Below are 24,951 nucleotides of genomic sequence, written 5' to 3'. Positions count from 1 at the left end.
TCGTCAGAGCGTATCGGAGTAGTCCGACACCGGTCGTGTGGATTTCTCCGCGGGCGTGGTGATCGAATCCGCCGGGTCGATCGGCTCCGGCTCGCTCAGTTCGGAGGCCTCTTCGTCGGACAACGCACCCCAGCCCTCGCGCTCCTTGCGCGCCCGGCGCAGATCGTTGATCCGGGAGAACTGGATCGCCACTTCGAACAACACCGTCAAGGCCAGTGCCAACGCCAACATCGAGAAGGGATCCTGCGGCGTCACGATCGCCGCGAACACGAACAAGCCGAAGGTGATCCCGCGCCGCCACGCCTTCAGACGCTGATAGGTCAGCACGCCGACCAGGTTCAACCCGATGATCAGCAACGGCGTCTCGAAACTGACCCCGAAGATGATCAGCAACTGAATGATGAAACTGAAATACTGTGACCCGCTCAACGCCGTGATCTGCACGTTGTCACCGATGGTCAGCAGGAAACTCAACGCGTGCGCGATCACCACATAGGCCAGCACCGCACCCGAAGCGAACAGGACCGTGCCCGAGGACACGAACCCGATCGCGTATTTGCGTTCCTTCGCGTACAGGCCCGGGGTGATGAACGCCCACAACTGGTACAGCCAGATCGGCGCAGCCAGCACCACGCCCGCGGTCATGCCGACCTTCAACCGCAAAGTGAACTGCTCGAACGGCGCGGTGGCCAGCAGCCGGCATTCCCCATCGGGGGTCAGCGACGCACGCGCCGACGCGGGCAGCGAACAGTACGGTCCGCGCAGGATCTCACCGAGGCTCTCGACCCCCAGGAATCCGTGCGCGTACCACAGAAACCCCAGGATCGTCGTCGCGATCACCGCCGCGATCGAGACCAGCAACCGGTAACGCAGCTCTTGCAGATGCTCGACCAACGACATCGTGCCGTCGGGATTGGTCCTGCGCTTACTGCGGCGCGGATCGAACGGGATTCGCATGGTTGGTGATCGCCCCTGGGTTCACGTGCCTGGCTCAGCTCGGCAACAGCACTGAGTCCGGAGTGAGCCCTTCCTCACTCCGGCGCGAGCGGATCCGCTCAGACCGACTTCTGCTCGGTGCGGGACTCCGTGGTCTGCGACGGCGTCGGCTGCTGCGCGGCGGGCAGCTGCGGTGCGGGCTGCTGAGCCGGCGCACCGCTGTCGGGCGCGTTGCTCTCGTTCTGCATCTGGCTGACCTCGCTCTTGAAGATGCGCAACGACCGGCCCAAGCTACGGGCCGCGTCGGGCATCCGCTTCGCGCCGAAGAACATCACGAAGACCACCGCAATGATCAGCCAGTGCCAGATGCTCAGACTGCCCATGATCTACCTCCCAAGACTGTGATGTCTCGATGCTACCGGACCGTGACGTGCGCGAACGCCGCCGTCACTGCTCGTTCGCCCGGCGTTCGGGCGCGGCGCCCGCCGCGGCGCCCCGCAACTGGCCGAGCAGCTCGCGGCCGGACCACGCGCGGCGGCCGCCCTGCTCGGCGGCGACGACCAACTCGATCAGCCGCTGATTCACCGGCGTCGGCGCGCCGACCATCGCGCCCAGCCCCACGATTTCCCCACACAACCAGGAGATTTCGGTGGTGCGGCCCAGCTCGAGGTCGTCCGCCATGGACGAGCGCGCCATCGGGTCGATGGCCAGCACCTGCCCGGCCACCCGCCGGAACAGGGCGTCCGGGACGGCCAGCAGCGTGGCCATCACCCGGGGCGGCAGCGGGGTCAGCCGGGCGGGGCGAATTCGCGCCTTGTTCATCACAGCGAGCGCTTCGCGCTGGGTCAGCGCGAGACAGCGGCGGTAGTCCCGGTCGGCGAGCTCCTCCCGCAGCGGGCGGCCCGACAGCGCGTTGATCGGATTGTTGAGGTTGAGCAGCAGCTTCGCCCACTGCACCGGACGCAGGTCGGGGTGGCGGCGCAGACCCAGCCCGGCACGCTCGAACACGTCCAGGAACGGCGCCAGCGCCGGGTCGTCCTGCACCGCGAGCCCGCCCTCGGTGCCGCGATGGAACCGGCCGCCGGGATGGTGCACGACGTTGAACATCACCATGCCGGCCAGCACCACGCAGTGCGGCAGGATCTCCCGGATCACCGAGTCGTTGCCGATGCCGTTCTGCAGGCTGAGCACCACGGTGCCCGGCCGGATCTTGCCCGCCAGCTCGCGCACCGCCTCGGCGGTCGCCGCCGATTTGACCGTGACCAGCACCAAGTCCGCCGAGCCGACGTCATCCGGTTCGGTCGCGCGGTGGAATCGGTCCGGCGGTAGCGCGTCGTCACCGCCGTCGAGGTCGGTGAGCCGCAGCCCGGACGCGCCGAGCTCGTCGAGCACCCGCCTGCGGCCGACCAGGGTGACCTCCGCGCCCGCCGCGCCGAGCTTGCCGCCGACGAAATTGCCGATACTGCCCGCGCCGACCACGAGCACACGAACGTTCATGCCGGTAGGGCCTCTTCGCGCCTCATCTGGCCTCCAGGTATCCGGCTTCCTCATAGGCGGCCAGCGCGGCGTTCGACCGCTCGCGTACTGCCGCCACCAGTTCCGGCGGCCCGAGGACGGTGACGCCCGCGCCGAAACCGAGCAGCAGGCGGGCCATCCAGTCCAACGTGGCGAACCGCATGGTCGCCTCCAAGCTGCCGTCGGGGTGCACCGCCAGCCGGTGCATGGGGTACTGATCGAGCACCCAAGCGTAGTCACCGTGAATCCGCAAGCGCGCCAACGGGACCGCCGGATCGTCCTGGAACAGGTCCAAGCCCGCCGTCGCCTCGGTGGCGTGCTTGGGCGGCCGGGCGAGTTCGTCCAGCTCGCTCGCCGCCTCGATCCGGTCGAAGCGGAACAGCCGCACCCCCTCGGCCTGCCTGCACCAGGCTTGCAGATAGCTGTTGTCATCCACCAGGACGATGCGGATGGGGTCCACGATGCGTTCGGACACCACGTCGCGGCTGGCGGAGTAATACACCAGCCGCAGCACCCGGCCGAGCGCCAGCGCCGAGCGCACGGCGGCCACCGCGGGCGCCTCCGGCGGCGGCGTGCGGGATCGACCGTCCGCTGCCGATTCCGCGCCGCCCGCGATCGCCGATTCGATCTTCGCGATGGCCGCGTGGGCCGCGGTCGGGTCCACCATGCCCGGCATGTCGACGATCGAGCGCAGCGCGACCAGCAGCGCGGTCGCCTCCGTGGAGGTCAACCGCAGCGGACGATCGATGCCCGCGGAGAAGGTGACCTCGATGCTTTCCTCGGAGAACGACAGATCGATCAGGTCGCCCGGGCCGTACCCGGGCAGCCCGCACATCCACAGCTGATTGAGGTCGCTCATCAGCTGCTTGGTGGTCACACCGAGGTCTGCGGCGGCCTCGGCGGCGCTGATACCGGGGTGGGCGATGAAGTACGGGATCATATTCAGCAGCCGGGACAGCCGGACCGAGAGCCGCGAACTCATGCCCGCACCTCCGTGCGGTCGAGCACCGAACGCAGCCGCGCGATCACATCGGCCCGAAGTGATTCCGGTGCCAGCACCACGGCGTCCGGCCCCAGACCGGTGATCAGCCGGGCCAGCCAATCGCGCGAGCGCACGGGAAGCTCGACCACGGCGCCCGCCCGGCCGCCCACGACGCGCTCGCCGGTCACCTGGCCGAGCCTGCGGATCTCCCGTCCCCGCCCCTCGGCCACCCACACCGTCGCCGATCCGCTGACCGGCGCGGTGCTGGTGACCTGGTCGACGATGGCGCGCAGATCGACGCCCTCCGGCTTGCGCACGCCGTTGCGCGGACCGTACGCGGTCACATCGTCGCCGATCCGGGAGAGCCGGAAGCTGCGCACCGCGTCCCGGTCCCGGTCGTGCCCGACCAGGTACCAGCGGCCGTGATGGGTGACGACACCCCACGGCTCGACGTCGCGCATCAGATAGGGGGCGTTGATCGCGCCGCGGTGCTCGAACCGCACCGCTTGGCCGGCATCGATGGCGGCGAGAAGTTTGCCGAGCACCGGTTCCGAGCCCCGAGCGCGGGCCGGAACGGCGGGCACCGAGGCCACCGCGGCGTCGGTCTCCACGTGGATGCCCGCCGCCCGCAGTTTGAGCAGCGCACCCTCGGCGGCGGCGGCCAGCTCGGGCGATTCCCACATCTGCACGGCCACCGCGACGGCGGCGGCCTCCTCATCGGTCAGGTCGATCTCGGGTAGCTCGTAGGCGTCGCGGTTGATCCGGTAGCCCTCGATCGTCGAGTACCGGCTCACCGGACCCACTTCCAGCGGAATGCCCAGATCGCGCAGTTCGTTCTTGTCCCGCTCGAACATCCGGCTGAACGCTTCGTCGCTGGCGGAGTCCTCGTATCCGGCCACACTCTCCCGGATCCGCTCCGCGGTCAGGAACTGCCGGGTCGACAGCAGCGCGATGACCAGATTCATCAGCCGCTCGACCTTGGATATCGCCACCCGATAGAGGGTAATCTGCGCCCCCGCGCCACCGCGCGGCGGCGCGGTGTTGATTTTGCGGCGCGATCCGCTCAGGCCGCGAACGCGGGCTCAGCCTTCGGCCAGGTAGCGCTCGACCTTCTCCACTTTGGCGGTCATCGCATCCAGCACACCGGGCCGGATGTCGGCTTTCAGCACCAGGCTGCATCGCGGTGCGACGGCGAGGATGGCGTCGGTCGCCTGTTTCACCACGGCCATCACCTCCTCCCAGTCCCCCTCGATGGTGGTGAACATGGCGTCGGTGCGATTGGGCAGCCCGCTGGCTCGTACCACGCGGACCGCTTCTGCCACGGCGCGACCGACGTCGACGCCGGTTCCGAGCGGTGTGACGGAGAAGGCGATGATCATGTGTCGATCATGCCCGTCCCGCTCACATGGACGCGATCAGCCGATCGACTCGCTCGTCGACCGAGCGGAACGGGTCCTTGCACAGCACGGTGCGCTGCGCCTGATCGTTCAGCTTCAGGTGCACCCAATCGACGGTGAAGTCGCGACCGGCCTCCTGGGCGGCGGTGATGAAGTCACCGCGCAACTTGGCCCTGGTGGTCTGCGGCGGGGTGTCCACCGCGGCGTCCACGGCCTCGTCCTCGGTGACCCGCTTGGCCAGGCCCTTGCGCTGCAGCAGGTCGAAGACGCCGCGACCGCGCTTGATGTCGTGGTAGGCCAGATCCAGCTGGGCGATCTTGGGATCGGACAGCTCCATGCCGTACCGGTCCTGGTAGCGCTGGAACAGCTTGCGCTTGATCACCCAGTCGATCTCGGTGTCGACCTTCGCGAAGTCCTGTGCCTCGACCGCGTCCAGGGTGCGGCCCCACAGGTCGACCACCTGGTCGATCTGGGGATCACGGTCCCGGTTGCGCAGATGCTCGACGGCGCGGGCGTAGTACTCGCGCTGGATGTCCAGGGCACTGGCCTGCCGTCCGCCGGCCAGGCGCACCGGACGGCGACCGGTCAGGTCGTGGCTGACCTCGCGGATCGCGCGGATCGGGTTGTCCAGCGCGAAGTCGCGGAAGGAGACGCCCGCCTCGATCATCTCCAGCACCAGGGCGGCCGTGCCGACCTTCAGCATGGTGGTGGTCTCGGACATATTGGAGTCGCCGACGATCACATGCAGGCGCCGGTACTTCTCCGCGTCGGCGTGCGGCTCGTCGCGGGTGTTGATGATCGGCCGCGAGCGGGTGGTCGCCGAGGAGACGCCCTCCCAGATGTGCTCGGCACGCTGCGAGAGGCAGAACGTGGCGGCCTTCGGCGTCTGCAGCACCTTGCCCGCACCGCAGATCAGCTGGCGGGTGACCAGGAACGGCAGCAGCACGTCCGAGATCCGGGAGAACTCGCCCGCACGGACCACCAGGAAGTTCTCGTGGCAGCCGTAGGAGTTGCCCGCGGAGTCGGTGTTGTTCTTGAACAGATAGATGTCGCCGCCGATGCCTTCTTCGGCCAGACGCTGCTCGGCGTCGATCAGCAACTCCTCGAGGACCCGCTCGCCCGCACGGTCGTGGGTCACCAATTGCGCCAGGTTGTCGCACTCCGCGGTCGCGTACTCCGGGTGGGACCCGACATCGAGGTAGAGCCGAGCACCGTTGCGGAGGAACACGTTCGAGCTACGGCCCCAGGACACCACCCGGCGGAACAGATACCGGGCCACCTCGTCGGGGGACAGTCGACGGTGACCGTGGAAGGTGCATGTCACACCGAACTCGGTCTCGATCCCCATAATTCGTCGCTGCACACCATCGACATTACAGCCATGTCAGGCACTTGCGTGGGGCACCGAACAACCCGTATGCATACGTCTTCACAACGATTTGGCCCGCTTTGTCGGAATTTGCCCGGGTGAAACCCAGGTTCCACCGGAGGATGCACACGTCGGCACCGGTCGCGGGCATGCGGATGCGGCCCGCGAACGAAGCGTCGTTCGCGGGCCGCCGAGCTCATCGGCCCGGGGGATCACTCCGCCGGCGGAGTGTCCTTCGCCGAGGGCTCCGCGTCCTCGGCTTTGCCGTCACCCTCCTGCGCCGCGGACGCGCCGTCCGGCTGAGCCGGACTGAGCAGACGCTGCAGCGCGGCATCGGCCACCCGCCGGAACGCCCGGCGCGGACGCGCCTGCTCCAAGGTCGCGACCTCGAGCGAGCTCACGCCGAGCACCCGCTTCTCTTTCTCCGTCCCTTCCGGCACGCCCGCCTGCAGCGCACGCACCGCCACACCCACCGCGGAGGCCAGATCCAGGCCCGGCTGGTAGGACGACTTCAACGCGGTGACGATCGGCTCGGTCGTGCCGCCCATCACCACGAACTCCCGCTCGTCCACGATCGAGCCGTCGAAGGTGATCCGGTACAGCACCGACTGCGGCGACTGCTCCGGATAGCCCACCTCCGCCACACAGATCTCCACCTCGTACGGCTTCAGCTGATCGGTGAAGATCGTGCCGAGGGCTTGCGCGTAAGCGTTGGCGAGTGCGCGGCCGGTGACGTCGCGGCGGTCGTACTGATACCCGCGAATGTCGGCCTGCAGGATGCCGCCCCTGCGCAGATTCTCGAACTCGTTGTACTTGCCGACCGCGGCGAACCCGATCCGGTCGTACAGCTCACTCACCTTGTGCAGCGTCGTGGACGGGTTCTCCGCGACGAACAGCACGCCCTTCTCGTACGTCAGCACGACGACGCTGCGCCCCCGACCGATGCCCTTGCGCGCGAGTTCGGTCTTGTCGCGCATGATCTGCTCGGCCGACGCGTAGTACGGCAACGTCATGATCAGGCGCTCCCTTCTTCGGCGGCCGCACGGTCGGCGACGATGCCGCGCGTGATCTCCTCGAGCCGCGACTCGGTCACCTCGACCGCACCCTCCTCATCGATCACGATCGCCGTCGGGAAGATGCCGCGCACCAGATCCGGGCCGCCCGTCGCGGTGTCGTCATCGGCCGCGTCGAACAGCGACTCGACGGCGATGCGCAGCGCGCGCTCCTGATCGATTCCCTTGGCGTACAACTTCTTCAGCGCGGACTTGGCGAACACCGAGCCGGAACCGACCGCGGCGTAGCCGAAACGCTCCTCGCTGCGTCCACCCACCACATCGAACGACACGATACGACCCGCCTTGTCCGGATCGGTGGCGTTCAGGTCGTAACCGACCAGCATCGGCACCACCGCCAGACCCTGCAAGGCCGCAGGCAGATTCTCACGCACCATCTTCGACAGCTTGTTGGCCTTGCCGTCGAAGGTCAGCGGCACGCCCTCGAGCTTCTCGTAATGCTCCAGCTCCACCGCGAAGATCCGCACCATCTCCACCGCCATGCCCGCGGTGCCCGCGATACCGGCCGCGGAATAGCTGTCCGTGATGTAGACCTTCTCGATATCCCGGCTGGCCAGCAGATTTCCCTGCGTGGCACGCCGGTCGCCCGCGATCAGCACACCACCGCGGTAACTCACCGCGACGATGGTGGTGCCGTGCGGAGCGATCTCCTTCGCGGAAGTGCCGCCGGAGATTCCGGCGGCACCCTGTCCGAACCTGTTCGCGGGCAACAGATCCGGAGCATGCATGCGGAGATAGTCGGAGAAGGAAGAGAGGGCGTACCCCAGGTGGAGACGCGAGGGGTCACCGACTGTCACTGGCCACCTTTCTGCACGTACGCGCGGACGAAGTCCTCGGCGTTCTCCTCGAGCACGTCATCGATCTCGTCGAGCAGGTCGTCGGTTTCCTCCGCCAGCTTCTCGCGGCGCTCCTGACCGGCGGCATCCACACCGTCCGGGCCCTCGTCCTCGTCGCCACCCCCGGCGCGCTTGGTCTGCTCTTGTGCCATGGCAGCCGACCTCCTCTGTCCTCACCATGACCGGGACCCATCGTGAGCACGATCCCGATCATGAGCATTGTCCGTGCTCGTCCCTCAACACTACCTACCAGCACCGACAGTGTGCCTATTTTGCTGTGTCCTCGGCCGCGCGGGCGCGGCGTGCCCGAGCCGGCACGTGCCCGATCAAACCGCACGTAGTGCCGGAAATTACGTCGTCAGCTGCTCCACCAGGTCCGCGGCGGTGGTCACGCCGTCGAGGAGTTTGCCGACGTGAGCTTTGGTGCCGCGGCGAGGTTCCAGGGTGGGTATGCGGACCAGGGAGTCACCGCCGAGATCGAAGATCACCGAGTCCCAGCTGGCCGCCGCGATGTCGGCGCCGAAGCGGCGCAGGCATTCGCCGCGGAAGTAGGCGCGGGTGTCGGTGGGCGGATTGGTCATGGCGTCCAGCACCTGCTGCTCGCTGATCAGGCGCTTCATCGAGCCGCGGGCGACCAGGCGGTTGTAGAGGCCCTTGTCCAGGCGCACATCGGAGTACTGCAAGTCCATCAGGTGCAGCTTGGGAGCCGCCCAGCCGAGTCCCTCCCGGCTGCGCATGCCCTCGAGCAAGCGCAGCTTGGCGGGCCAGTCGAGCAGGTTCGCGCACTCCATCGGATCGCGTTCGAGCAGGTCGAGCACCATGGCCCAGTTCTCGATGATGTCCTGGACGCGCTTGTCGTCGTTGCCGGTGCGGTCGACGAATTTGATCACCCGGTCCAGGTAGACCCGCTGCAACGCCAGACCGGTCAGCTCGCGGCCGTCGGCGAGCGCGACGGTCGCCCGCAGCGTGGGGTCGTGGCTGATCGTGTGCACCGCGGTGACCGGGCGCGCCAGTTGCAGGTCCGACAGATCCTCGCCCGCCTCGATCAGATCGAGGACCAGCGCGGTGGTGCCGACCTTGAGGTAGGTCGACATCTCGGCCAGATTGGCGTCCCCGATGATGACGTGCAGCCTGCGGTACTTGTCGGCGTCGGCGTGTGGTTCGTCGCGGGTGTTGATGATGCCCCGCTTGAGCGTGGTCTCCAGACCGACCTCGACCTCGATGTAGTCCGAGCGCTGGGACAGCTGGAAGCCCGCGTGGTCGCCCGACTGGCCGATGCCGACCCGGCCGGAGCCACAGACCACCTGCCGGGACACGAAGAACGGCGTGAGCCCGACGATGATCTGGTTGAACGGGGTGTCCCGGCTCATCAGGTAGTTCTCATGGGTGCCGTAGGAGGCGCCCTTGCCGTCGACGTTGTTCTTGTACAGCTGCAGCCGCGGGGCCCCCGGCACGCTGGAGGCGTGCCGGGCGGCGGCCTCCATCACCCGCTCGCCGGCCTTGTCCCAGATCACCGCGTCCAGCGGGTCGGTGACCTCGGGCGCGGAGTATTCCGGGTGGGCATGGTCGACGTACAGCCGGGCGCCGTTGGTGAGGATCATGTTGGCCGCCCCGACCTCGTCGGCGTCGATCACCGGCGCGGGCCCGTTCATCCGGCTCAGGTCGAATCCGCGCGCGTCGCGCAGCGGCGACTCCACCTCGTAGTCCCAGCGGGTGCGCTTCGCGCGCGGCACGCCCTCGGCCGCGGCGTAGGCCAGGACCGCCTGGGTCGAGGTGAGGATCGGGTTGGCCGACGGCTCGGTCGGGGTCGAGATGCCGTATTCGACCTCTATTCCGATGATGCGCTGCATGGCATCGAGCCTAGGTCACGCACCCGGCCGAACCGGTCGCGACCGGCGGAGTCCAATGTCATACCGCAGGTGGTACTTCCGGAGGACTCGTCGCGGCGCAGGTCGGCGTGATAGTCGGGACATGCCCGAATCGCCCGCCGCCCGCCGCACGCAGACCACCGAACAGCACCGCGCGGCCGCTCCCCCGCCGCCGGGACCCGCCCGGCTCGTCGCGTTGGACGTGCTACGCGGGATAGCGATCCTGGGCACCCTGGCCACCAATGTCTGGATCATGACCAACCCGGAGGGGCTGGTCGGCTACCTCCACGACCTCGGCGGGCAGGCCGGCGGCTGGACCTGGACCGAGCGGGTGCTCCAGCAGCTCGCGCAGGGCAAGTTCCTCGGCCTGCTGACCATTATGTTCGGCATCGGCCTGGCCATCCAGCAGCGCTCGGCGACCAAGGCCGGGCGGCGCTGGCCGGGCAGCTACCCGTGGCGCGCGGGACTGCTGTTCGTGGACGGTCTGCTGAATTTCGTGTTCGTCGCCGAGTTCGACGTGCTGATGGGATACGCGGTGACCGGACTGGTCGTCGCTGTCGTGCTCGCCACCGGCGAGCGAGCGCAGCGGCGCTGGCTGGTCGGCGCGGCGGCCGTGCACGTGACGCTGTTGACACTGATCGCGCTCGCCCTGGCGTTCGCCCCGCCACAGGACTCGGCGGCACGTCGTGCGCTGGATCCCAATCCGTACGCGAACGGTTCCTTCTGGGATCTCGCGATGTTCCGGCTCGGCAACGCCGGACTGTTCCGCGTGGAGGCGATCTTCGTGTTCGCGATGTCGGTCGCGCTGTTCCTGACCGGCGCCAGGCTGTTGCGCGCCGGCGTGTTCGGTCCGGAAGGCGCGCGAATCCGTAAGCGGCTCATGATCGTCGGCTTCGGCGTCGCCGCCCCGATCGACCTGGCCGCCGGCCTCGCGGGCGGCGGCGACCTCATCCTGTTCACCCGCTACGGCAGCGCTCCGTTCGTCGCCCTCGGCATCCTGGCGGCAGTCGCCGAGTGGTACCTGCGGCGGCCCGCGGCCGGGTTCGCCGGGCGCCGCTTCACCGAAATCGGACGTACCGCACTCAGCTGCTACATCCTGCAGAACCTGGTGGCTTCGATGCTGTGCTATGGCTGGGGCTTCGGACTCGCGGCACGTATCGCACCCGACGACCGCGTCCCGTTCACCATCGGCGTCTACCTGCTGGTAGTGCTGGTCATCGCGGGCGGAGCGCACCTGTGGTTACGTCGCTTCGAGCGGGGGCCGGTCGAGTGGTTCTGGAACGTGAGCTACCGGACGCTGGCCCGGGAACGCTGAGTCGCGCGCTCGCGTCCACCGCATCCGAGGACGCGGGTCCGACCACCGGCCCGCAAAGCGCCGAATCCGGTTGGGTGGCCGCATATGTCGTGTTCACCGCTGCCGGGGGAAATACGGCGGACACGACGCTCGGCGACCGCTACCGTCATGCTGTGACGCTCGCCGACCGCTATCCCTTGCTACACACACCGGCGCACTGGGCGTGGGGCGATCTGGATGTGCGTTTCTCCACCACACTCCCGTCGGACGAACTGGTCACCAATATCCACGTCGTCTGTTTCGTCGGCGACCAGATCGTGCTGTGCCGCGACGATCGCGGCGTCTGGCTGATCCCCGGCGGCACCAGGGAACGCGGCGAGTCGATCGACGACTGCGTGCGCCGGGAACTGCGTGAGGAGGCCGGAGCGCGCCCGGTCGGACCGCTCCGATGGTTCGGCGCGCATCACGCGACCAGCAACCGCCCCGCGCCGTATCGCGAGTGGCAACCCCACCCGCACAAGGCGTGGCTCTGGTGCACCGCGGATGTGGTGCTCGACTCCGCGCCGACCAATCCCGGCGACGCCGAGCAGATCCTCGAGGTCCGCACCTTCCCCGTGGCCGAGGCCATGCGGCGAGCCGAATCCGATGGCGAGCACCTGGGCGAACTCGTGGGGCTGGCCGTCGAACTCCACCGGAACACGGCGCGGCCGGACCGTCCTGGATGACCGCACGGTTCCGTGCGACGCCGTCGGCCGCCGCCACCGGGTGAGATCGGGGCAGAATCGAAGTATGGCAACGGCAACTTGGCACGGCCGCGTCCTCGCGACCAGCAACGACACCATCATCGTCGAGGGCAACCACTACTTTCCGCCGGATTCGATCCGCCCGGAGTTCTTCCAGCCCTCGGGCACGCACACCTACTGCCCGTGGAAGGGCACCGCCAGCTACTACACCGTGGTGGTCGACGGAGAATCCAACTCCGACGCCGCCTGGTACTACCCCGAGCCGAAGGCCAAGGCGACGCAGATCAAGGACTACGTCGCGTTCTGGCGCGGCGTCGAGGTAAGCGAGAGCTGAGCGGCGGCCTTCCGCTGCGAGCAATCGAACAGCGAACTCATGATCGATGCCGGAATCCGGTCGTAGGCGCGGACCGGCGGTGCTCGACGGCCCGGGTCGGCGGCGCTGCCCGCCCGGCCTCGGCGACCCGCGGTAATCGGAGGAATCGGGAATACCGCCCGCGCGAAACCGATACGCTCATCCCAGGATTCAGCGCGAGTGTCTCAGCCGGGAGCATCCCATGATGAAGGCTCTGGTCACCAACGGCTTCTCGATGTCGCCTGGGGGCGCAGCGGACGAACCGGGTGTCGCGCTGCTGCGGCCAGGAGTCCTGGCCTTCGACGGATCGATCGGTCCCACGGAATTGCACGCCCACCACGCGGTGCAGATCGTGGCCGCGAGCACGCCGATCGTGGTGGTGGACGGCAGTGGCGTGCGCAAGCAGGGCACCCACGTGATCGTGCCGACCGACGCGCCGCACCGGATCGACGTGGGGTCTGCGCACGGCACGGCCGTCTACCTCGACCCGGAGACCGCCGCCGGCGCGGCAGCCGACCGCAGGGCCCACCTGAACGGCTGGGCCGACAGCGCCGACACCTTCGGCATCACCGCCGGGAGCGGCGACCTGACCGCACAGGTCAGCGCGGTCGTCGACGACCTGCTGCCGCAGGACGAATCGCCCGACGCGAGCGAGCAGCACGCGGTGATCACGGCGGCCCTGCAACTGCTGCCCGCTCTGGTGCGCGCGGGCTCGGTGCGCGGTTCGGATGTCGCTCGGCAATTGGGGATTCCGGCGCCGCGGCTGTCCCACCTGTTCACCGAGCAGATGGGAATCCCGTTGCGCCGCTATATCCTCTGGCTGCGGCTGCACATCGCACGCACCCGCGCGCTGGCCGGGGACGACCTCACGGCGGCCGCCCACGCGGCGGGCTTCTCCGATGGCGCCGACCTCACCCGCACCTGCCGCCGGACGTTCGGGCTGCCGCCCTCGGTACTGAGCCACACCATCCAGTCGGTTCAGGGCGCCTAGCCCGCCCGGCGGAGAGTTCACCCCGCCGGACGGGACTCCACGTAATACTCCGCCGAGATCGTCTTCAGCACCTGCTGTACGCCCATCGGCGCCCACGCCGCGGACGGATCGTGCCGCACGACCGGATCGGTCAGGTCGACGACGCGACCGTGGGTCTCCAGCGCGAAGCCGCCCGCCGCGTGAATGTTCTTGACCCAGTCGACATCACGGCCGTACGTCAGCGCGATCCGGTAGGCGCCGTGCCGCTCGAAGACCATCACCGGCGTGCGGTAGGACCGTCCGGACTTCCTGCCCTTGTGCCGAACGATGCCGAAACCGGGCGCGCGCCCCGCGATCAGGCCCGCGGCCGGATTGGTGACATGCCGGTTGAACTTCGCCAGTGCGTGCGGAAGCACCATGGGGCGGCGATCCTCTCTCCGTGTGGCGTGCGGTGTTCAGGTTACTCTCGACCCGTGCCCGCTCCACCGCATCACGAGTCGCCCCACGCCGGAGATCCGGGCGCGGAGCTGATCGCGGTCTACGATCCGGCGGGCAACCCCGTGGGCGCGGCCGAGCGGGCCACGGTCTATCGCGACGGATTGTGGCACGCCAGTGCGGGTGTGCTCCTGCGGTCCGGCGACGGTCGGCGCGTTTACGTGCACCGCCGCACGGACACCAAACTCGTTTTCGCGAGTATGCACGACTGCCTGGCCGGTGGCGTGGTCGCGCCGGGCGAAACGCCGCGCGAGACCGCCCTGCGCGAGGTGGCCGAGGAACTGGGCGTCGCGCCGGCCGCCGCCGAGCTCTCCCCGGAACCGCTGGCCAGGGTCTCCTGGGACGGTGATTGGGGCGGCAGGCCGATGCGCTGTCACCTGTTCGCGTACGAGTTGCGCTACGACGGCCCGGTGCGCCACCAACCCGACGAGATCGCCGAGGGCTGGTGGTGGACCGACGCCGAGTTGCTGGCACACCTGGCCGACCCGGATTGGCCTTTCGTCCCGGACACCCGTCTGCTCGTCACGGACCTGCTGGCCGGGGCAGGCGTCCCGGCGGACGAGCGACCGTGATCAACTGGACGAAGCAGCCGATCCCGCCCAGGCGGCGAACGCACCGGGATTGCGCGTCTGCAGCAGCACCCGGCCGGGGCCGGTGAAGTCGAAGACGAAGCCCTCGCCGGACTTCAGCGACTGGATCGATCGGCCCGAGACCGCCCGCCGGATGGCGAAACTCATCGCCAGGTCGTAGGCGACGACGTGTCCGGTGTCGATGGTGATCGGTTCGCCCGGCTGCAGGTCGATCACATCGATCGCGCCGAACACGCCCACCACGATCTCGCCCTCGCCGTGCGCGCGCAGACCGAACCCGCCCTCGCCGCCGAACAGATTGGCGAAGCCGCCCCATTTGCTCTCCACCTGCACGCCGTGCGAATTGGCGATCCAGCCCCCGCGGCTGATGAAGAACGGCCGGTCCGGGGTGATCTGCAGGTTGAGTACGTCGCCGGGGAGGGCGGGCGCCACGTCGACCCACCCGCCCTGCGGCGGGGCGGTGAAGGTGGAGACGAAGAACGATTCCCCCGCCAGCACCGACCGCTTCAACCCGGCCAGGATGCCGCCTTCGGCCTTGGCCTGCAACGTGACTCCCGCCGAGTGGGCCACCATGGCGCCGCTCTCGACCCGCATCGGCTCGCCGCCCGCGAGAAAGCACCGCGCGATGGCGGCGGCCGGGCTGTGGCGCAGTTGTACCTTCATGCCCGCCGACCCTACCGCCGAGTCCCGTCCCGTGAGACCGGCCGTGACGGCGCCCTCAGAGCAGGTCGCGCAGCGCGGCGTCGTCGCGGGCCACCACCGCGCCGCCGTCGGCGGTCAGCACGATCGGCCGCTGGATCAGTGCCGGATGTTCGACCAGCGCGTCGATCCAGCGGTCCCGGGCCGCGTCGGTCCGTGGCCAGCTCGCCATCCCGAGGTCCTTGGCGATCTGTTCGCCGGTGCGGGTGATGTCCCACGGTTCGGCCTCCAGCCGCCGCAGCACCTCCCGCAACTCGGCGGCCGTGGGCGGCTGGTCCAGATACTTCCGCACGGTGTGGTCGACACCGGCCTCGTTCAAGAACGCCGTGGCGTTGCGGCTCTTGCTGCACCGCGGGTTGTGCCAGATCTCTGTCTGCCCGGAAGTCATGCTCGCAGGGTACCGAGGCCGTGCGCCGCGCCCGCCCGGCGCCCATTGGCGGATCTCGGACGTCGTAGCGCGCGGCGCGGCGGGTGCTCCGATACTGGGAGGCATGAGTGAGCACGCGTCGTCCGAAAACCCTTATGGCACACCGACCACGTCCGGTCCCGAACCCATCCCGTCGTATCAGGCCGTGATGAACAGGATCGTGCGGACGCTGCTGCGGGTGCCCGGCCTGTCCGGCATCGTCGGCAAGCGGCTGATGATGCTGCACGTCGTCGGGCGCAAGTCGGGGAAGGTCTACGACGTGCCGCTCGCCTACACCCGCCACGGCGACAATCTGCTCATCGGCACCGCCCTGCGGCCGTGGGTGAAGAACCTGCGGGCGGGCGCTCCGGTGCGGGCGTCCTTCGGTGGCGCGCCGCGCACCTTCGCCCCGGTCGTCCACACCGCCGAGGCCGACGTGCTGCGGCTCTACGAGATCGTGGCGCGGGACAACAAGCAGAACGCGAAGTACAACGGCATCGGCTTCACCGCCGACGGTTCACCCTCCAAGGCCGACATCTACCAGACCTGGCAGCAGGGCGGCGTCGTGGTGGAGCTGACGCCGCACTGAGCGTTGTCAGCTCTCCCGGACGTAGCCGTCGGCGACGTCGAGCACTTCGTCGACGATCTCCAGGCCGGTCCGCAGTTCGTCGGCGGTGGTGGTCAGCGGTGGCGCGATCTGGAAGCGGTTGCCCGCATTGAACGGCCACAGCCCGCGCGCCTTGGCGGCCGCGGTCACCGCGACCATCGGTTCGGCGTCCGCGCCCGCCGCCGCGAACGGGATCAGCGGTTGCCTGCTGCGCGGATCCCGGACCAGTTCCAGCGCCCAGAAGAAGCCCATGCCCCGGACCTCCCCGACACTCGGATGACGACCGGCCAGCTCGCGCAACCCTTTTCCAAGCACATCGGCGCCCACCGACCGCACATGATCGAGGATTCCCTCACGCTCGAACACCGCGATCGAGGCGACGCCCGCGGCGCAGGCCAGCGGGTGCCCCGCGTAGGTGAGACCGCCTGGGTACACCACGTGGTCGTAGCGCTGCGCGATGCGCTCGGCCATGAGTACGCCGCCGAGCGGGACGTAGCCGGAGTTCACGCCCTTGGCGAAGGTGATGATGTCCGGCTCGACGCCGAACGCCTGCACCGCGAACCACTCGCCCACCCGGCCGAAGCCGACCATCACCTCATCGGCGATGTAGACGATGCCGAACTCGTCGCACAGCGCCCGTACGCCGGCGAGGTAACCGGGCGGCGGGACGAGCACACCATTGGTGCCGACCACGGTCTCCAGGATGAGCCCGGCGATGTGCTGTGGCCCCTCCAGTTCGATCACCTGCCGCAGATGCGCCAGCGCGGCCGCCGTCTCCTCCTCGGGACCGGCCGTTCCCCACGGCGATCGGTACGGGTAGGGCCCGAAGAACCGCACCACGTCCACGTTGGTCGGCTCTGCGCCCCACCGCCGCGGTTCACCGGTCAGGCCGATCGCGACGCCCGTGCCGCCATGGTAGGAGCGATAGGCCGCAAGCATTTTCGTGCGCCCGGTGTAGCTGCGCGCCAGCCGCACCGCGTGCTCCACGGCCTCCGCGCCGCCCGTGGTGAACAGGATGCGGTTCAGCTCGCCGGGTGCCCGCTCGACGATCAGTCGCGCAAGTTCGCTGCGTACGTCGTTGCCGACCGTCGGCGAGATGGTCGCCAACCGCTGCGCCTGCGCGACGATCGCGGCGACGATGTCCGGGTGCTGGTGGCCGATGTTCACGTTGACCAGCTGGGAGGAGAAGTCGAGGTAGCGCTTGCCCGTGTCGTCCCAGAAGTAGGAGCCGAACGCGCCGGTGATCGGAGCCGGGTTCAGCTCGGCCTGCGCGCTCCAGGGATAGAAGACGTGATCTGACCCGCTCATGGGGCGAACTCCCCCTTCGAACCCGGATGGAACAGCACATTGGCACCATAGCCCTATCGGGGCGTCCGCGCGGCGGGAGGCGCGCAGGGCATTTCGCTTTGCCACCCTGCCAGACCACGAGATCGACGACTCGAGATCTCGTACACAAGCCCCGTGAGGACCGCGGCCGCCGCTGCTGCCGCGGAGAGGCGGCGGCGCATCGCTCAGCTGAGGCCGAATCCGATTCCGAACGTGAGGGCCAGCCATCTGAGGAACGCGTGGAGGCCACCGAGATCAAGGCCGAAGGTACCCATCGATCTCATCTCCTTCCGAGATCGAATCTTCTGCGGTTCCCCGACCTGTTGATGATTTTATCGCTGGTCACGCCCTTGCCGCATCATCGATCGGCACCGATGAGAGGCTGGTCGGCTCGGTCGGTGACGCGGGCGCGGCCGAGGGGGAACGGGAGGGCGATGGGGTCGCCGGGGCGGTGGGCCTCGATGTGTGCGAGGTGGGGGGTGAGGCCGGTCAGGCCGGTGAGGCGGGCTCGGCTGTAGGGGGTGCCGACGAGTAGGACCTCGACTTCGCAGTCGTGCACGGTGTCGGTCGGCAGCGAGCGGTCGAGGGTGGCCGCGATCGTCGTGACCGGTTCCAGGCCGCGGTCGAGATAGCTTTCGCCGGCGTCAGAGGGTCCGTAGATCCAGGTGAGGACTTCCGGGCCGGAGCATTCCCCGAGAAAAGACCAGCCGCGTACCCGCATCATGATGTCCAGCCCGGCGAACGCCCGCATATCCGCCGCGGGCACCGGGTGACCGCAGGGTGTGCCCAGCGCCTGCATCACCGAGGACGGTGGATATCGGCGATGCCAGATGTGCGCGCGCATCGCCGCGACCCACGAAGCCTCACCGCGCGGGGAGCCCCAGGCCGCGTCACCGCCGGATCGCCTGGCGCGGCGGGCTGGTTTCTTCTTCGCACCGGACATGGGCGCTCATGCTCGCAGCCCGCCTGCCCGCACCCCGGCAGACACGCCCACCGTGTGTCGCCTGATTTCCGCCGCCGCCAGGGGGTGGGGACCCTATCCTCTGGGGCTGCAGCGCGCGAGAACACCGCCACATGTGCTCGATGCCCGACGCCTGAAGGACCGCAGCAATGCGAAACGCTTGCTGCTCACCGATGCCGTCCACCAGCATCAGCAGGCCCCTGGCCTGCTCGATCACCGCGCGGTCGGCCCCGAGCGTGAACCGATCGGCGGCGCCGGGCGGGCGGGGTGTGCAATGTTCACGCTCCGGTTTCTACCTGACGCCGGGAGGAAAGACACATACCCCGGACGGAGAAAATCTGTAGTGCGGAGTGTAGACATCCAGGTGTAATAGGTGTATATTCTTTGTCGTTGGAGATGAGAAGTCTGGTTGGCCGGGCAGGTGACCTGCACCGGAAGCAAGATTGACCATCCCCTCCGGCGGAGAAGAGAACCCGGTGCAGTCGGCCGGGCCGCCGGAGGGGATGAGGACCTACCGCAGACACGTCCGGCAATCCAGGAGGTGGTCACTGAACAGCTCTTCCCAGATTCCGTGTCCCGGACTGTTGCCGGGCGCGGTCCCCGACGTCGGCCCCAGTGGTCGACTGGAAACGTGAAAACCCCTCGATATCCCAGGCCCCGGCGCCCGACGCGCCGGGGCCTGTCGACGTTGATCCCGAGTTGATCCAGAGGTGTTGTGCCGCAACCGAATACAGACCCCACCGACCCTATCGACGCATCCGGCGCTGCTGAGCGGCTGGATGACGAGGACTACCCCGCCTACAGCATGGGCAGGGCCGCGGAGATCCTCGGCGTCACCCCCGCCTTCCTGCGCGGCCTCGACGCCAACGAGTTGCTGACCCCGCAACGCTCCGCGGGCGGGCACCGCCGCTACTCCCGCTACCAGCTGCGTATCGCCGCTCGCGCCCGCGCGCTGGTCGATGCGGGCACACCGTTGGAGGCGGCGTGCCGGATCATCGTGCTGGAAGACCAGCTCGCCGAAGCCCGCGCACTCAACACCGAACTCTCCCGACGAAACCCACCAAAACCCGGCAGCTGAACCGCACCGGCCGCCGCGGCCGGCGCCGAGCTCGGCCCACACCGTCTCAGCGCCGCCGTCGTAGTCCACACCCAGCGAGAAGCGAGTTTTTCGGCCAGCAGAGCCCGGTTGCTGGAGTCGGAATCGAGTTCAGATCCTGCGCAAGGACTCGCTTTCGCTGGAGATCATGCACTGACGGTGGGCGCTGCCGCCGGACCCTGGCACGTCTCGGCGGCAGCGCGTAGTCCGCGATACGCCGAGCGCTACATGTGGGCGGCGCTGCGCTTGCCGATCGCCGCCAGGGTGAATTCGGCCCAGCGAATGTTCTCCTGTTCGAAGGAGATTCCGCGCAGCAAGGTCAGATAGGGGCCGATGCGGTCGGCCTCGGCGAGGTACGCCTGTTCACTGCGACCGTCGAGCAACCGTGTGCGCAGGCGCTCGTAGCGGGCCAGTTTCGCCCGCGACCACTCCAGTCGTTCGGCCACCGACGCGCGAACCGCCGGCACGTCCTCGGTGTCCATGCCCTGGACCTTCACCATCATCTCGTCGCGGATGGCGGTGGGTTTGGCCGATGTGCCGATGAATTCGTGCAGCGCGGCGCGTCCGGCGGGCGTGATGGTGTGCAGGCGTTTGTTGGGGCGGCGCTCCTGCTGGACCACCCGGGTCTCGATGAGCCCGTCGGCGGCCATGCGTTCGAGCTCCTTGTACAGCTGTTGTGGGGTCGCCATCCAGAAGTTGGCCACCGAGGCATCGAAGCTCTTGGCCAGCTCGTAGCCGGATGCCTCGCCGCCGAGCAGAGCGGCCAACACCGCGTTCCGAAGCGCCATACGCACAATTTAGCACGCGCGGAGAATAGTCAATTTTTTGACCTACGAGGTATGGACATCGAGAACTCGTCGCGATACCGTTCAATTCACCTAATCAACTAATTGACTATGAGGTGGGAATGCATCCCTTCCGTGCAGCCGTGGAGGCCCGTGATGAGGCCGCGCTAGAGGCGCTGCTGGCCGACGATGTCGTATTCACCAGTCCGGTGGCGTTCAAGCCGTACCCCGGCAAAGCGATCACCGCGGCCATCCTGCGCGCGGTGATCCGGGTCTTCGAGGACTTCCGCTACGTGCGCGAGATCGCCGACGCAGGCGGGCGCGATCACGCCTTCGTGTTCGAGGCGACCGTGGACGGCAAAGCCCTGACCGGCTGCGACTTCCTGCACTTCGACGCCGATGGCAAGATCGACGACTTCATGGTCATGCTGCGCCCGCTCTCGGCCGCCCAGGCAATGGCCGCGCGCATGGGTGAGCAGTTCGAGCAGATCAAGGCCGAAGCCACCGCCGCGCTCGCGGGTGAGGCGGCGCAGGCGTGAGCGACTACGACGCGATCGTTATCGGCGCGGGCAACGCCGGGCTCACTGCCGCGGCCACCCTGCAACGCGCGGGTGTGCGTACGCTGCTGCTGGAGCGGCACAACATTCCCGGCGGTTGTGGAACTTCGTTCCGCCGTGGGCGTTTCGAGTTCGAGGTCGCCTTGCACCAGCTGTCCGGGGTCGGGGTCGAGGGTCAGCCGATCTCCTTGCGGGAAGGGCTTTTCGCCCAGCTCGGGATCGTCGACAAGCTGGAGTTCGTGCAGGAGCACGACATCTACCGGGCGGTCGTTCCCGGCCGGCTCGACGTCACGCTGCCCGCGGACTGGGAGGCCGCCGCCGCCGCACTCGATGAGCAGGCGCCGGGCAACAAGGACCGGGTCCTGCGGTTCTTCGAGCTGATCAAGCAGGTGACGTTCTGGCAGATCGCCGCGATGCGCGGCATGCCGGTCGAGCAGATCGACCCGGTGCTGTTCCGCTACGGGCTGCGGCCGTTGAAGGACGTACTCGATGAGTACTTCGATGACGACCGCGTCAAACTCGCGCTCGGCACCTACTGGACCTATCTCGGACAGCCACCGTCGAAACTGCGATTCCAGGACCTGGCGTTGACGCTGTTCGCCTACTTCGAGTTCAAGCCCTGGCATGTGCGCGGCGGCTCGCAGGCCATGTCCACCGCCATCCTCGACACCTTCCTCGAAGCCGGCGGCGAGGTGCGGTTCAACACCGGCGTCGAGGCCATCCTCACCGCGGGCGGACGCGCGTTCGGGGTGCGCCTGGACGACGGCACCGAGGTCACCGCGCTCGACGTGGTGTCCAATGCGTCGCTGCCGACCACCTACGGCATGCTCGAAGGTATCGACGTGCCCGCAGCGGTGCGAGACGATCTGTCCACCAGGCGCATCGGCGTGTCCGGGTTCGTGCTGCACATGGGCCTGGACGCCACCCCAGCCGAGCTCGGGTTCACCACCAGCACCACCTTCGTCAACCGCGACACCGACGACGATCACACCTATCGGGCGTGGAAATCGTTCGAGCCCGCGCGCGGAATCTGTGTCAGCTCCTACGATGTCGCGCCCATCGGCTTCGCCCCCGCCGGGGCCACCCACGTGAGCCTGATGACGCTGCAGTACGCCGACATCTGGCGCGACGTCTCCCCGTCGGAGTACACGCGCACCAAGTTCGCCTACGCCGAGACACTGCTCGACCTGTGCGAGACCGTCACCCCCGGCATCCGTGACGCCATCGAAGAAGTCGATGTCGCAACGCCTTTGACGATGATGCGGTATCTCGGGCATCCCGGCGGCGCGATCTACGGCTACGACCAGGACGCCACCGAGGGCTGGCTGTTCCGCAACAGCGAACGCCGAACCCACGTTCCCGGATTGCATCTGGCCGGTTCCTGGGCCGGGATCGGCGGCTTTCAGCCCACCCTCGAAGCGGGCGCGCGCGTCGCCCGCCGCCTACTGCGCGCCAAAGCCGCCTGAACTCGGAGCATGATGATGAAACACCCTCTCGCAGCACAATTCGATGGCGCGGCCGAGATCCTCGCCGAGATCGACACCCGCATCCCCGACACTCGCGACCACCTCACCGAGACCCGCGCCACCGTCGACACCTACCACCCCAAACGGCTGCAACTGGTCGTCACCGAGATCATCGAGGAGACCGCCACCACCAAGACCTTCCGGATGAAGGGGCTCGACCGGGCCGAGCTACCGCCGTTCCTGGCCGGTCAGTACGTCACCGTCTTCCTCGACGGCACCAGCCGCCCCTACGCGATCTCCTCACCGCCCACCCGCCGCGACCACTACGACCTCACCGTGCGTCGCGTTCCCAGCGGCCGAGTGAGCAACCTGCTCATCGACACCGTCGAGATCGGGCAGGTGATCACCACCACCGGCCCGATGGGCACCTTCCACCACAACCCCCTCTTCCACGGCGACGACCTGGGGTTTCTGGCCGGCGGCTCCGGCGTCGCGCCCGCGATGAGCATGATCCGCGAGATCGCCGACCTGGGCTTGGACCGCACCTTCCACCTCGTCTACGGCTCCCGCGACGCCGGTGACATCATCTTCCGCGACGAACTCGACGACATCGCCCGCACACACCCGGGCATCCGCGTCGACCACGTCATCACCGAACCCGCCCCCGACTGGACCGGGGCAACCGGCTACCTCACCGCCGATACCCTGACGACACTGCTCGGCAAGCTCGACGGCCGCATGGTCTACGTGTGCGGCCCGCAAGCGCTCTACCCCTACGCCCTCGATCAGCTCACCACTCTGGGCCACCCGCGCAAACGCATCCGCTTCGAAGCCAACGGCGCCCCCAGCGACCCGACCACGCAACCGCACTGGCCGACCGGAGTCGACCCGGCAACCGAAGTCACCGTCACCGTCGGCAGCAGCTCCTTCCGCACCCCACGCAACCGGCCACTGCTGGACGCGTTGGAGGACAACGGCATCCGGCCCGAGACCGCTTGCCGCTCCGGCGAATGCAGCCTGTGCCGGGTCCGCGTTCTCGCGGGCGAGGTGCACACCGCCGAGGAAGCCAAACCGCGGCTGTCGGACGCACGCTTCGGCTACACGCACTCGTGTGTGGCCTACCCGATCAGCGATGTGGAGCTCGACCTGTGAGCTCGGGCCACCACCGGCCACCGTCCGCGACCTCGAATTCGAAATGCTCGGTTTCGATGCGCTGCTCGACAGCGGCGCGTTCGGCGACCTCGACACCGAGTCGGTGCGGACCATGCTCGACAACATGCGACAGGTGGCCGAAGGGCCGCTCGGCGCGTCGTTCGCCGACGCCGACCGTCACCTTCCGATCTTCGGCCCCGGCCCCCACACCGTGACTCCGCCGGAGTTCGAGCATTCCTACCAGGCGCTACGTGGACTGGTCTGGGAGAAGATCAGCGTACCCACCGAATTGGGCGGCACACCGGTCCCGCGCACTGGGCACTGGGCACTGGGCACTGGGCACTGGGCACTGGGCACTGGGCACTGGGCGAGATGATCCTCGGCACGCAACCGGCCGCGTCTATCTACGCCCTCGGCCCGGCGGCTCCTGGCATCCGGAAGGCGTCACGCGGTCAGGGGAGCGAGACGAGGCAGCACTGATTCACCGTACGCCTCCAGGGTCGAGATCTTCGCGTCGTGCTGGAGGTAGACGGCGAATTGGTCGACGCCGAGCCCCGCCAGCTCGCGTAGGCGGATCAACTGGTCGTCGGGCGTGCCCAGCAGGCAGAACCGGTCGATGATGGCGTCGGGCACGAATTCGGCGTGGACGTTGCCCGCACGTCCGTGCTGGTTGTAGTCGTAGCCCTGCCTGCCTTCGATGTAGTCGGTGAGAGCAGTCGGAATATCGCTGGTCGCACCGTATTTCGCGACGATCTCCGCCACGTGGTTGCCGACCATCGCGCCGAACCAGCGGCACTGCTGCCGTGCGTGCGCCAGCGCCGCGTCCGTCCCGTCTGTGACGTAGGCGGGTGCGGCGACACAGATCCGGACGCCTGCCGGGTCACGGCCCGCGCGTTCGGCCGCGGCACGCACCCGCGCGATTGTCCACGCGGTGATATCCGGGTCGGCCAGTTGCAGGATGAACCCGTCCGCCACCGCGCCGGTCAAGTCGAGCGCGCGGGGACCGTAGCCCGCCACCCATACCTCCAGCCGCGAGCCGGCCGCCCACGGCAGTCTGACCACGGCGTCGTCTACCCGCGCGCTGCGCCCGTTGCCCAGCTCTCGGATCACCTCCACCGCTTGCCGCAGCGTAGCCAGGGTGGCGGGCTTCCCGCCCTGCGTGCGAACCGCCGAGTCGCCGCGGCCGATCCCGCACAGCGTCCGGTTGCCGAACATCTCGTTGAGCGTGGCGAAGGCCGAGGCGGTCACCGTCCAGTCCCGGGTGGCCGGGTTGGTCACCATCGGACCGACCATCACCTTGCGGGTGGCGGCCAAAATCTGGCTGTAGATGACGTAGGGCTCCTGCCAGAGCAGGTGCGAGTCGAAAGTCCAGACGTGCGAGAACCCGTAGGTCTCCGCGAGCCTGGCGAGTTCGATAACCCGCGCGGCCGGGGGCGTGCACTGCAGCACCAGACCGATGTCCATGCGGCACTCTCC

Annotated in this window: 30 protein-coding genes; 11 read left to right on the top strand and 19 right to left on the bottom strand. The window is 68.4% G+C overall.

The features are described from left to right. Positions 1 to 3 precede the first annotated feature (3 nt). The 11 genes from tatC to dop all read right to left on the bottom strand — a co-directional run bounded on the left by tatC (position 4) and on the right by dop (position 9,958). Entirely contained in the window at positions 4 to 957 is a 954-nt protein-coding gene (tatC, locus tag NNI01S_RS05630; RefSeq protein WP_063018126.1) for a twin-arginine translocase subunit TatC, read from the bottom strand. A gap of 98 nt (positions 958 to 1,055) precedes the next feature. Beyond that, positions 1,056 to 1,319: a Sec-independent protein translocase subunit TatA gene (tatA, locus tag NNI01S_RS05625; protein WP_063018124.1), complete on the bottom strand. Its 264-nt coding sequence runs from the start codon at positions 1,317 to 1,319 to the stop codon at positions 1,056 to 1,058. A 64-nt stretch (positions 1,320 to 1,383) separates the two neighbouring features. Then, positions 1,384 to 2,433: a 2-dehydropantoate 2-reductase gene (locus tag NNI01S_RS05620; protein WP_063018122.1), complete on the bottom strand. Its 1,050-nt coding sequence runs from the start codon at positions 2,431 to 2,433 to the stop codon at positions 1,384 to 1,386. A 22-nt stretch (positions 2,434 to 2,455) separates the two neighbouring features. Beyond that, a complete protein-coding gene (locus NNI01S_RS05615) occupies positions 2,456 to 3,433 on the bottom strand; it encodes a helix-turn-helix transcriptional regulator (RefSeq protein ID WP_063018120.1) in 978 nt (325 codons plus the stop codon). Further along, the gene (locus tag NNI01S_RS05610) at positions 3,430 to 4,425 is read right to left on the bottom strand and encodes a helix-turn-helix transcriptional regulator (protein ID WP_157114602.1); all 996 of its coding nucleotides are present in this window, start codon (positions 4,423 to 4,425) and stop codon (positions 3,430 to 3,432) included. The genes NNI01S_RS05615 and NNI01S_RS05610 overlap by 4 nt, the downstream gene beginning before the upstream one ends. Positions 4,426 to 4,515: 90 nt before the next feature. Then, positions 4,516 to 4,812, bottom strand: coding sequence for a thiamine-binding protein (locus NNI01S_RS05605; RefSeq protein WP_063018118.1), 297 nt, complete (start codon positions 4,810 to 4,812; stop codon positions 4,516 to 4,518). A 22-nt stretch (positions 4,813 to 4,834) separates the two neighbouring features. Further along, positions 4,835 to 6,193 carry a Pup--protein ligase gene (pafA, locus tag NNI01S_RS05600; RefSeq protein ID WP_174186519.1) on the bottom strand — a complete coding sequence of 453 codons (1,359 nt, stop codon included), beginning with the start codon at positions 6,191 to 6,193 and terminating at the stop codon, positions 4,835 to 4,837. A 218-nt stretch (positions 6,194 to 6,411) separates the two neighbouring features. Beyond that, positions 6,412 to 7,212 (bottom strand): proteasome subunit alpha, encoded by an 801-nt coding sequence (gene prcA, locus NNI01S_RS05595; RefSeq protein WP_063018116.1) that lies wholly within the window; start codon positions 7,210 to 7,212, stop codon positions 6,412 to 6,414. 2 nt (positions 7,213 to 7,214) lie between these two features. Further along, entirely contained in the window at positions 7,215 to 8,069 is an 855-nt protein-coding gene (gene prcB / locus NNI01S_RS05590; protein ID WP_063018114.1) for a proteasome subunit beta, read from the bottom strand. Continuing rightward, the gene (locus NNI01S_RS05585; protein ID WP_014986166.1) at positions 8,066 to 8,260 is read right to left on the bottom strand and encodes a ubiquitin-like protein Pup; all 195 of its coding nucleotides are present in this window, start codon (positions 8,258 to 8,260) and stop codon (positions 8,066 to 8,068) included. The genes prcB and NNI01S_RS05585 overlap by 4 nt, the downstream gene beginning before the upstream one ends. A 198-nt stretch (positions 8,261 to 8,458) precedes the next feature. Continuing rightward, positions 8,459 to 9,958 (bottom strand): depupylase/deamidase Dop, encoded by a 1,500-nt coding sequence (gene dop, locus NNI01S_RS05580; RefSeq protein WP_063018112.1) that lies wholly within the window; start codon positions 9,956 to 9,958, stop codon positions 8,459 to 8,461. Positions 9,959 to 10,079: 121 nt separating this feature from the next. On the opposite strand from dop, the gene NNI01S_RS05575 reads away from it, so the two are divergent. From NNI01S_RS05575 to NNI01S_RS05560, 4 genes are all read left to right on the top strand, one after another. After that, positions 10,080 to 11,291, top strand: a complete 1,212-nt coding sequence (locus NNI01S_RS05575) for a DUF418 domain-containing protein (RefSeq protein WP_084488508.1) — start codon at positions 10,080 to 10,082, stop codon at positions 11,289 to 11,291. A gap of 152 nt (positions 11,292 to 11,443) precedes the next feature. Beyond that, positions 11,444 to 11,995 carry an NUDIX hydrolase gene (locus NNI01S_RS05570; RefSeq protein ID WP_063018747.1) on the top strand — a complete coding sequence of 184 codons (552 nt, stop codon included), beginning with the start codon at positions 11,444 to 11,446 and terminating at the stop codon, positions 11,993 to 11,995. A 64-nt stretch (positions 11,996 to 12,059) separates the two neighbouring features. Next, entirely contained in the window at positions 12,060 to 12,347 is a 288-nt protein-coding gene (locus NNI01S_RS05565; protein ID WP_063018110.1) for a DUF427 domain-containing protein, read from the top strand. Positions 12,348 to 12,567: 220 nt separating this feature from the next. Then, positions 12,568 to 13,356, top strand: a complete 789-nt coding sequence (locus NNI01S_RS05560; protein WP_357801482.1) for an AraC family transcriptional regulator — start codon at positions 12,568 to 12,570, stop codon at positions 13,354 to 13,356. 17 nt (positions 13,357 to 13,373) lie between these two features. On the opposite strand, the gene NNI01S_RS05555 is transcribed toward NNI01S_RS05560, so the two are convergent. Then, positions 13,374 to 13,754: a nitroreductase family deazaflavin-dependent oxidoreductase gene (locus tag NNI01S_RS05555; RefSeq protein WP_063018108.1), complete on the bottom strand. Its 381-nt coding sequence runs from the start codon at positions 13,752 to 13,754 to the stop codon at positions 13,374 to 13,376. A gap of 54 nt (positions 13,755 to 13,808) precedes the next feature. Between NNI01S_RS05555 and NNI01S_RS05550 the strand changes: the two genes are divergently transcribed. Further along, positions 13,809 to 14,402, top strand: a complete 594-nt coding sequence (locus NNI01S_RS05550) for an NUDIX hydrolase (protein ID WP_063018101.1) — start codon at positions 13,809 to 13,811, stop codon at positions 14,400 to 14,402. On the opposite strand, the gene NNI01S_RS05545 is transcribed toward NNI01S_RS05550, so the two are convergent. Together NNI01S_RS05545 and NNI01S_RS05540 are read right to left on the bottom strand one after the other, a co-directional pair. Next, the gene (locus tag NNI01S_RS05545; protein ID WP_063018099.1) at positions 14,403 to 15,083 is read right to left on the bottom strand and encodes a TIGR00266 family protein; all 681 of its coding nucleotides are present in this window, start codon (positions 15,081 to 15,083) and stop codon (positions 14,403 to 14,405) included. Between the two features lie 55 nt (positions 15,084 to 15,138). After that, the gene (locus tag NNI01S_RS05540) at positions 15,139 to 15,507 is read right to left on the bottom strand and encodes an arsenate reductase family protein (RefSeq protein WP_063018097.1); all 369 of its coding nucleotides are present in this window, start codon (positions 15,505 to 15,507) and stop codon (positions 15,139 to 15,141) included. A gap of 103 nt (positions 15,508 to 15,610) precedes the next feature. Here NNI01S_RS05540 and NNI01S_RS05535 point away from each other — a divergent pair, with 103 nt between their 5' ends. After that, the gene (locus NNI01S_RS05535; RefSeq protein ID WP_063018096.1) at positions 15,611 to 16,114 is read left to right on the top strand and encodes a nitroreductase/quinone reductase family protein; all 504 of its coding nucleotides are present in this window, start codon (positions 15,611 to 15,613) and stop codon (positions 16,112 to 16,114) included. A 6-nt stretch (positions 16,115 to 16,120) separates the two neighbouring features. Here NNI01S_RS05535 and NNI01S_RS05530 read toward each other — a convergent pair whose 3' ends face one another. From NNI01S_RS05530 to NNI01S_RS36470, 3 genes are all read right to left on the bottom strand, one after another. Next, positions 16,121 to 17,440, bottom strand: coding sequence for an aspartate aminotransferase family protein (locus NNI01S_RS05530; RefSeq protein WP_063018094.1), 1,320 nt, complete (start codon positions 17,438 to 17,440; stop codon positions 16,121 to 16,123). Positions 17,441 to 17,816: 376 nt separating this feature from the next. Beyond that, the gene (locus tag NNI01S_RS05525) at positions 17,817 to 18,401 is read right to left on the bottom strand and encodes a hypothetical protein (protein ID WP_157114599.1); all 585 of its coding nucleotides are present in this window, start codon (positions 18,399 to 18,401) and stop codon (positions 17,817 to 17,819) included. Continuing rightward, positions 18,349 to 18,636 (bottom strand): hypothetical protein, encoded by a 288-nt coding sequence (locus tag NNI01S_RS36470; RefSeq protein ID WP_063018090.1) that lies wholly within the window; start codon positions 18,634 to 18,636, stop codon positions 18,349 to 18,351. Before NNI01S_RS36470 ends, NNI01S_RS05525 begins: the two co-directional genes overlap by 53 nt. 498 nt (positions 18,637 to 19,134) lie before the next feature. On the opposite strand from NNI01S_RS36470, the gene NNI01S_RS05515 reads away from it, so the two are divergent. After that, the gene (locus NNI01S_RS05515; protein ID WP_063018088.1) at positions 19,135 to 19,497 is read left to right on the top strand and encodes a MerR family transcriptional regulator; all 363 of its coding nucleotides are present in this window, start codon (positions 19,135 to 19,137) and stop codon (positions 19,495 to 19,497) included. 242 nt (positions 19,498 to 19,739) lie between these two features. On the opposite strand, the gene NNI01S_RS05510 is transcribed toward NNI01S_RS05515, so the two are convergent. Then, positions 19,740 to 20,303, bottom strand: a complete 564-nt coding sequence (locus tag NNI01S_RS05510; RefSeq protein WP_063018086.1) for a PadR family transcriptional regulator — start codon at positions 20,301 to 20,303, stop codon at positions 19,740 to 19,742. Positions 20,304 to 20,422: 119 nt separating this feature from the next. Between NNI01S_RS05510 and NNI01S_RS05505 the strand changes: the two genes are divergently transcribed. From NNI01S_RS05505 to NNI01S_RS05490, 4 genes are read left to right on the top strand one after another with little or no spacing between them, the layout of a single operon-like run. Continuing rightward, complete coding sequence (locus tag NNI01S_RS05505) at positions 20,423 to 20,839, top strand: nuclear transport factor 2 family protein (RefSeq protein WP_063018084.1); 417 nt, start codon at positions 20,423 to 20,425, stop codon at positions 20,837 to 20,839. Then, entirely contained in the window at positions 20,836 to 22,323 is a 1,488-nt protein-coding gene (locus NNI01S_RS05500) for a phytoene desaturase family protein (RefSeq protein ID WP_063018082.1), read from the top strand. The genes NNI01S_RS05505 and NNI01S_RS05500 overlap by 4 nt, the downstream gene beginning before the upstream one ends. A gap of 15 nt (positions 22,324 to 22,338) precedes the next feature. After that, positions 22,339 to 23,475 carry a 2Fe-2S iron-sulfur cluster-binding protein gene (locus NNI01S_RS05495; protein WP_218019160.1) on the top strand — a complete coding sequence of 379 codons (1,137 nt, stop codon included), beginning with the start codon at positions 22,339 to 22,341 and terminating at the stop codon, positions 23,473 to 23,475. Then, positions 23,456 to 23,851 carry a hypothetical protein gene (locus tag NNI01S_RS05490; protein ID WP_063018080.1) on the top strand — a complete coding sequence of 132 codons (396 nt, stop codon included), beginning with the start codon at positions 23,456 to 23,458 and terminating at the stop codon, positions 23,849 to 23,851. Before NNI01S_RS05495 ends, NNI01S_RS05490 begins: the two co-directional genes overlap by 20 nt. Positions 23,852 to 23,919: 68 nt before the next feature. Here the strand turns inward: NNI01S_RS05490 and NNI01S_RS05485 are convergent, their stop codons facing one another. Beyond that, positions 23,920 to 24,939: a TIGR03842 family LLM class F420-dependent oxidoreductase gene (locus NNI01S_RS05485; RefSeq protein ID WP_063018078.1), complete on the bottom strand. Its 1,020-nt coding sequence runs from the start codon at positions 24,937 to 24,939 to the stop codon at positions 23,920 to 23,922. Positions 24,940 to 24,951: the final 12 nt, after the last annotated feature.

Origin of the sequence: Nocardia niwae NBRC 108934 = DSM 45340, from assembly GCF_001613465.1 — a bacterium.
Classification (GTDB): domain Bacteria; phylum Actinomycetota; class Actinomycetes; order Mycobacteriales; family Mycobacteriaceae; genus Nocardia; species Nocardia niwae.
Note: the sequence above shows the minus strand (reverse complement) of the source record. Positions and strands in the feature narration are given on the sequence as shown.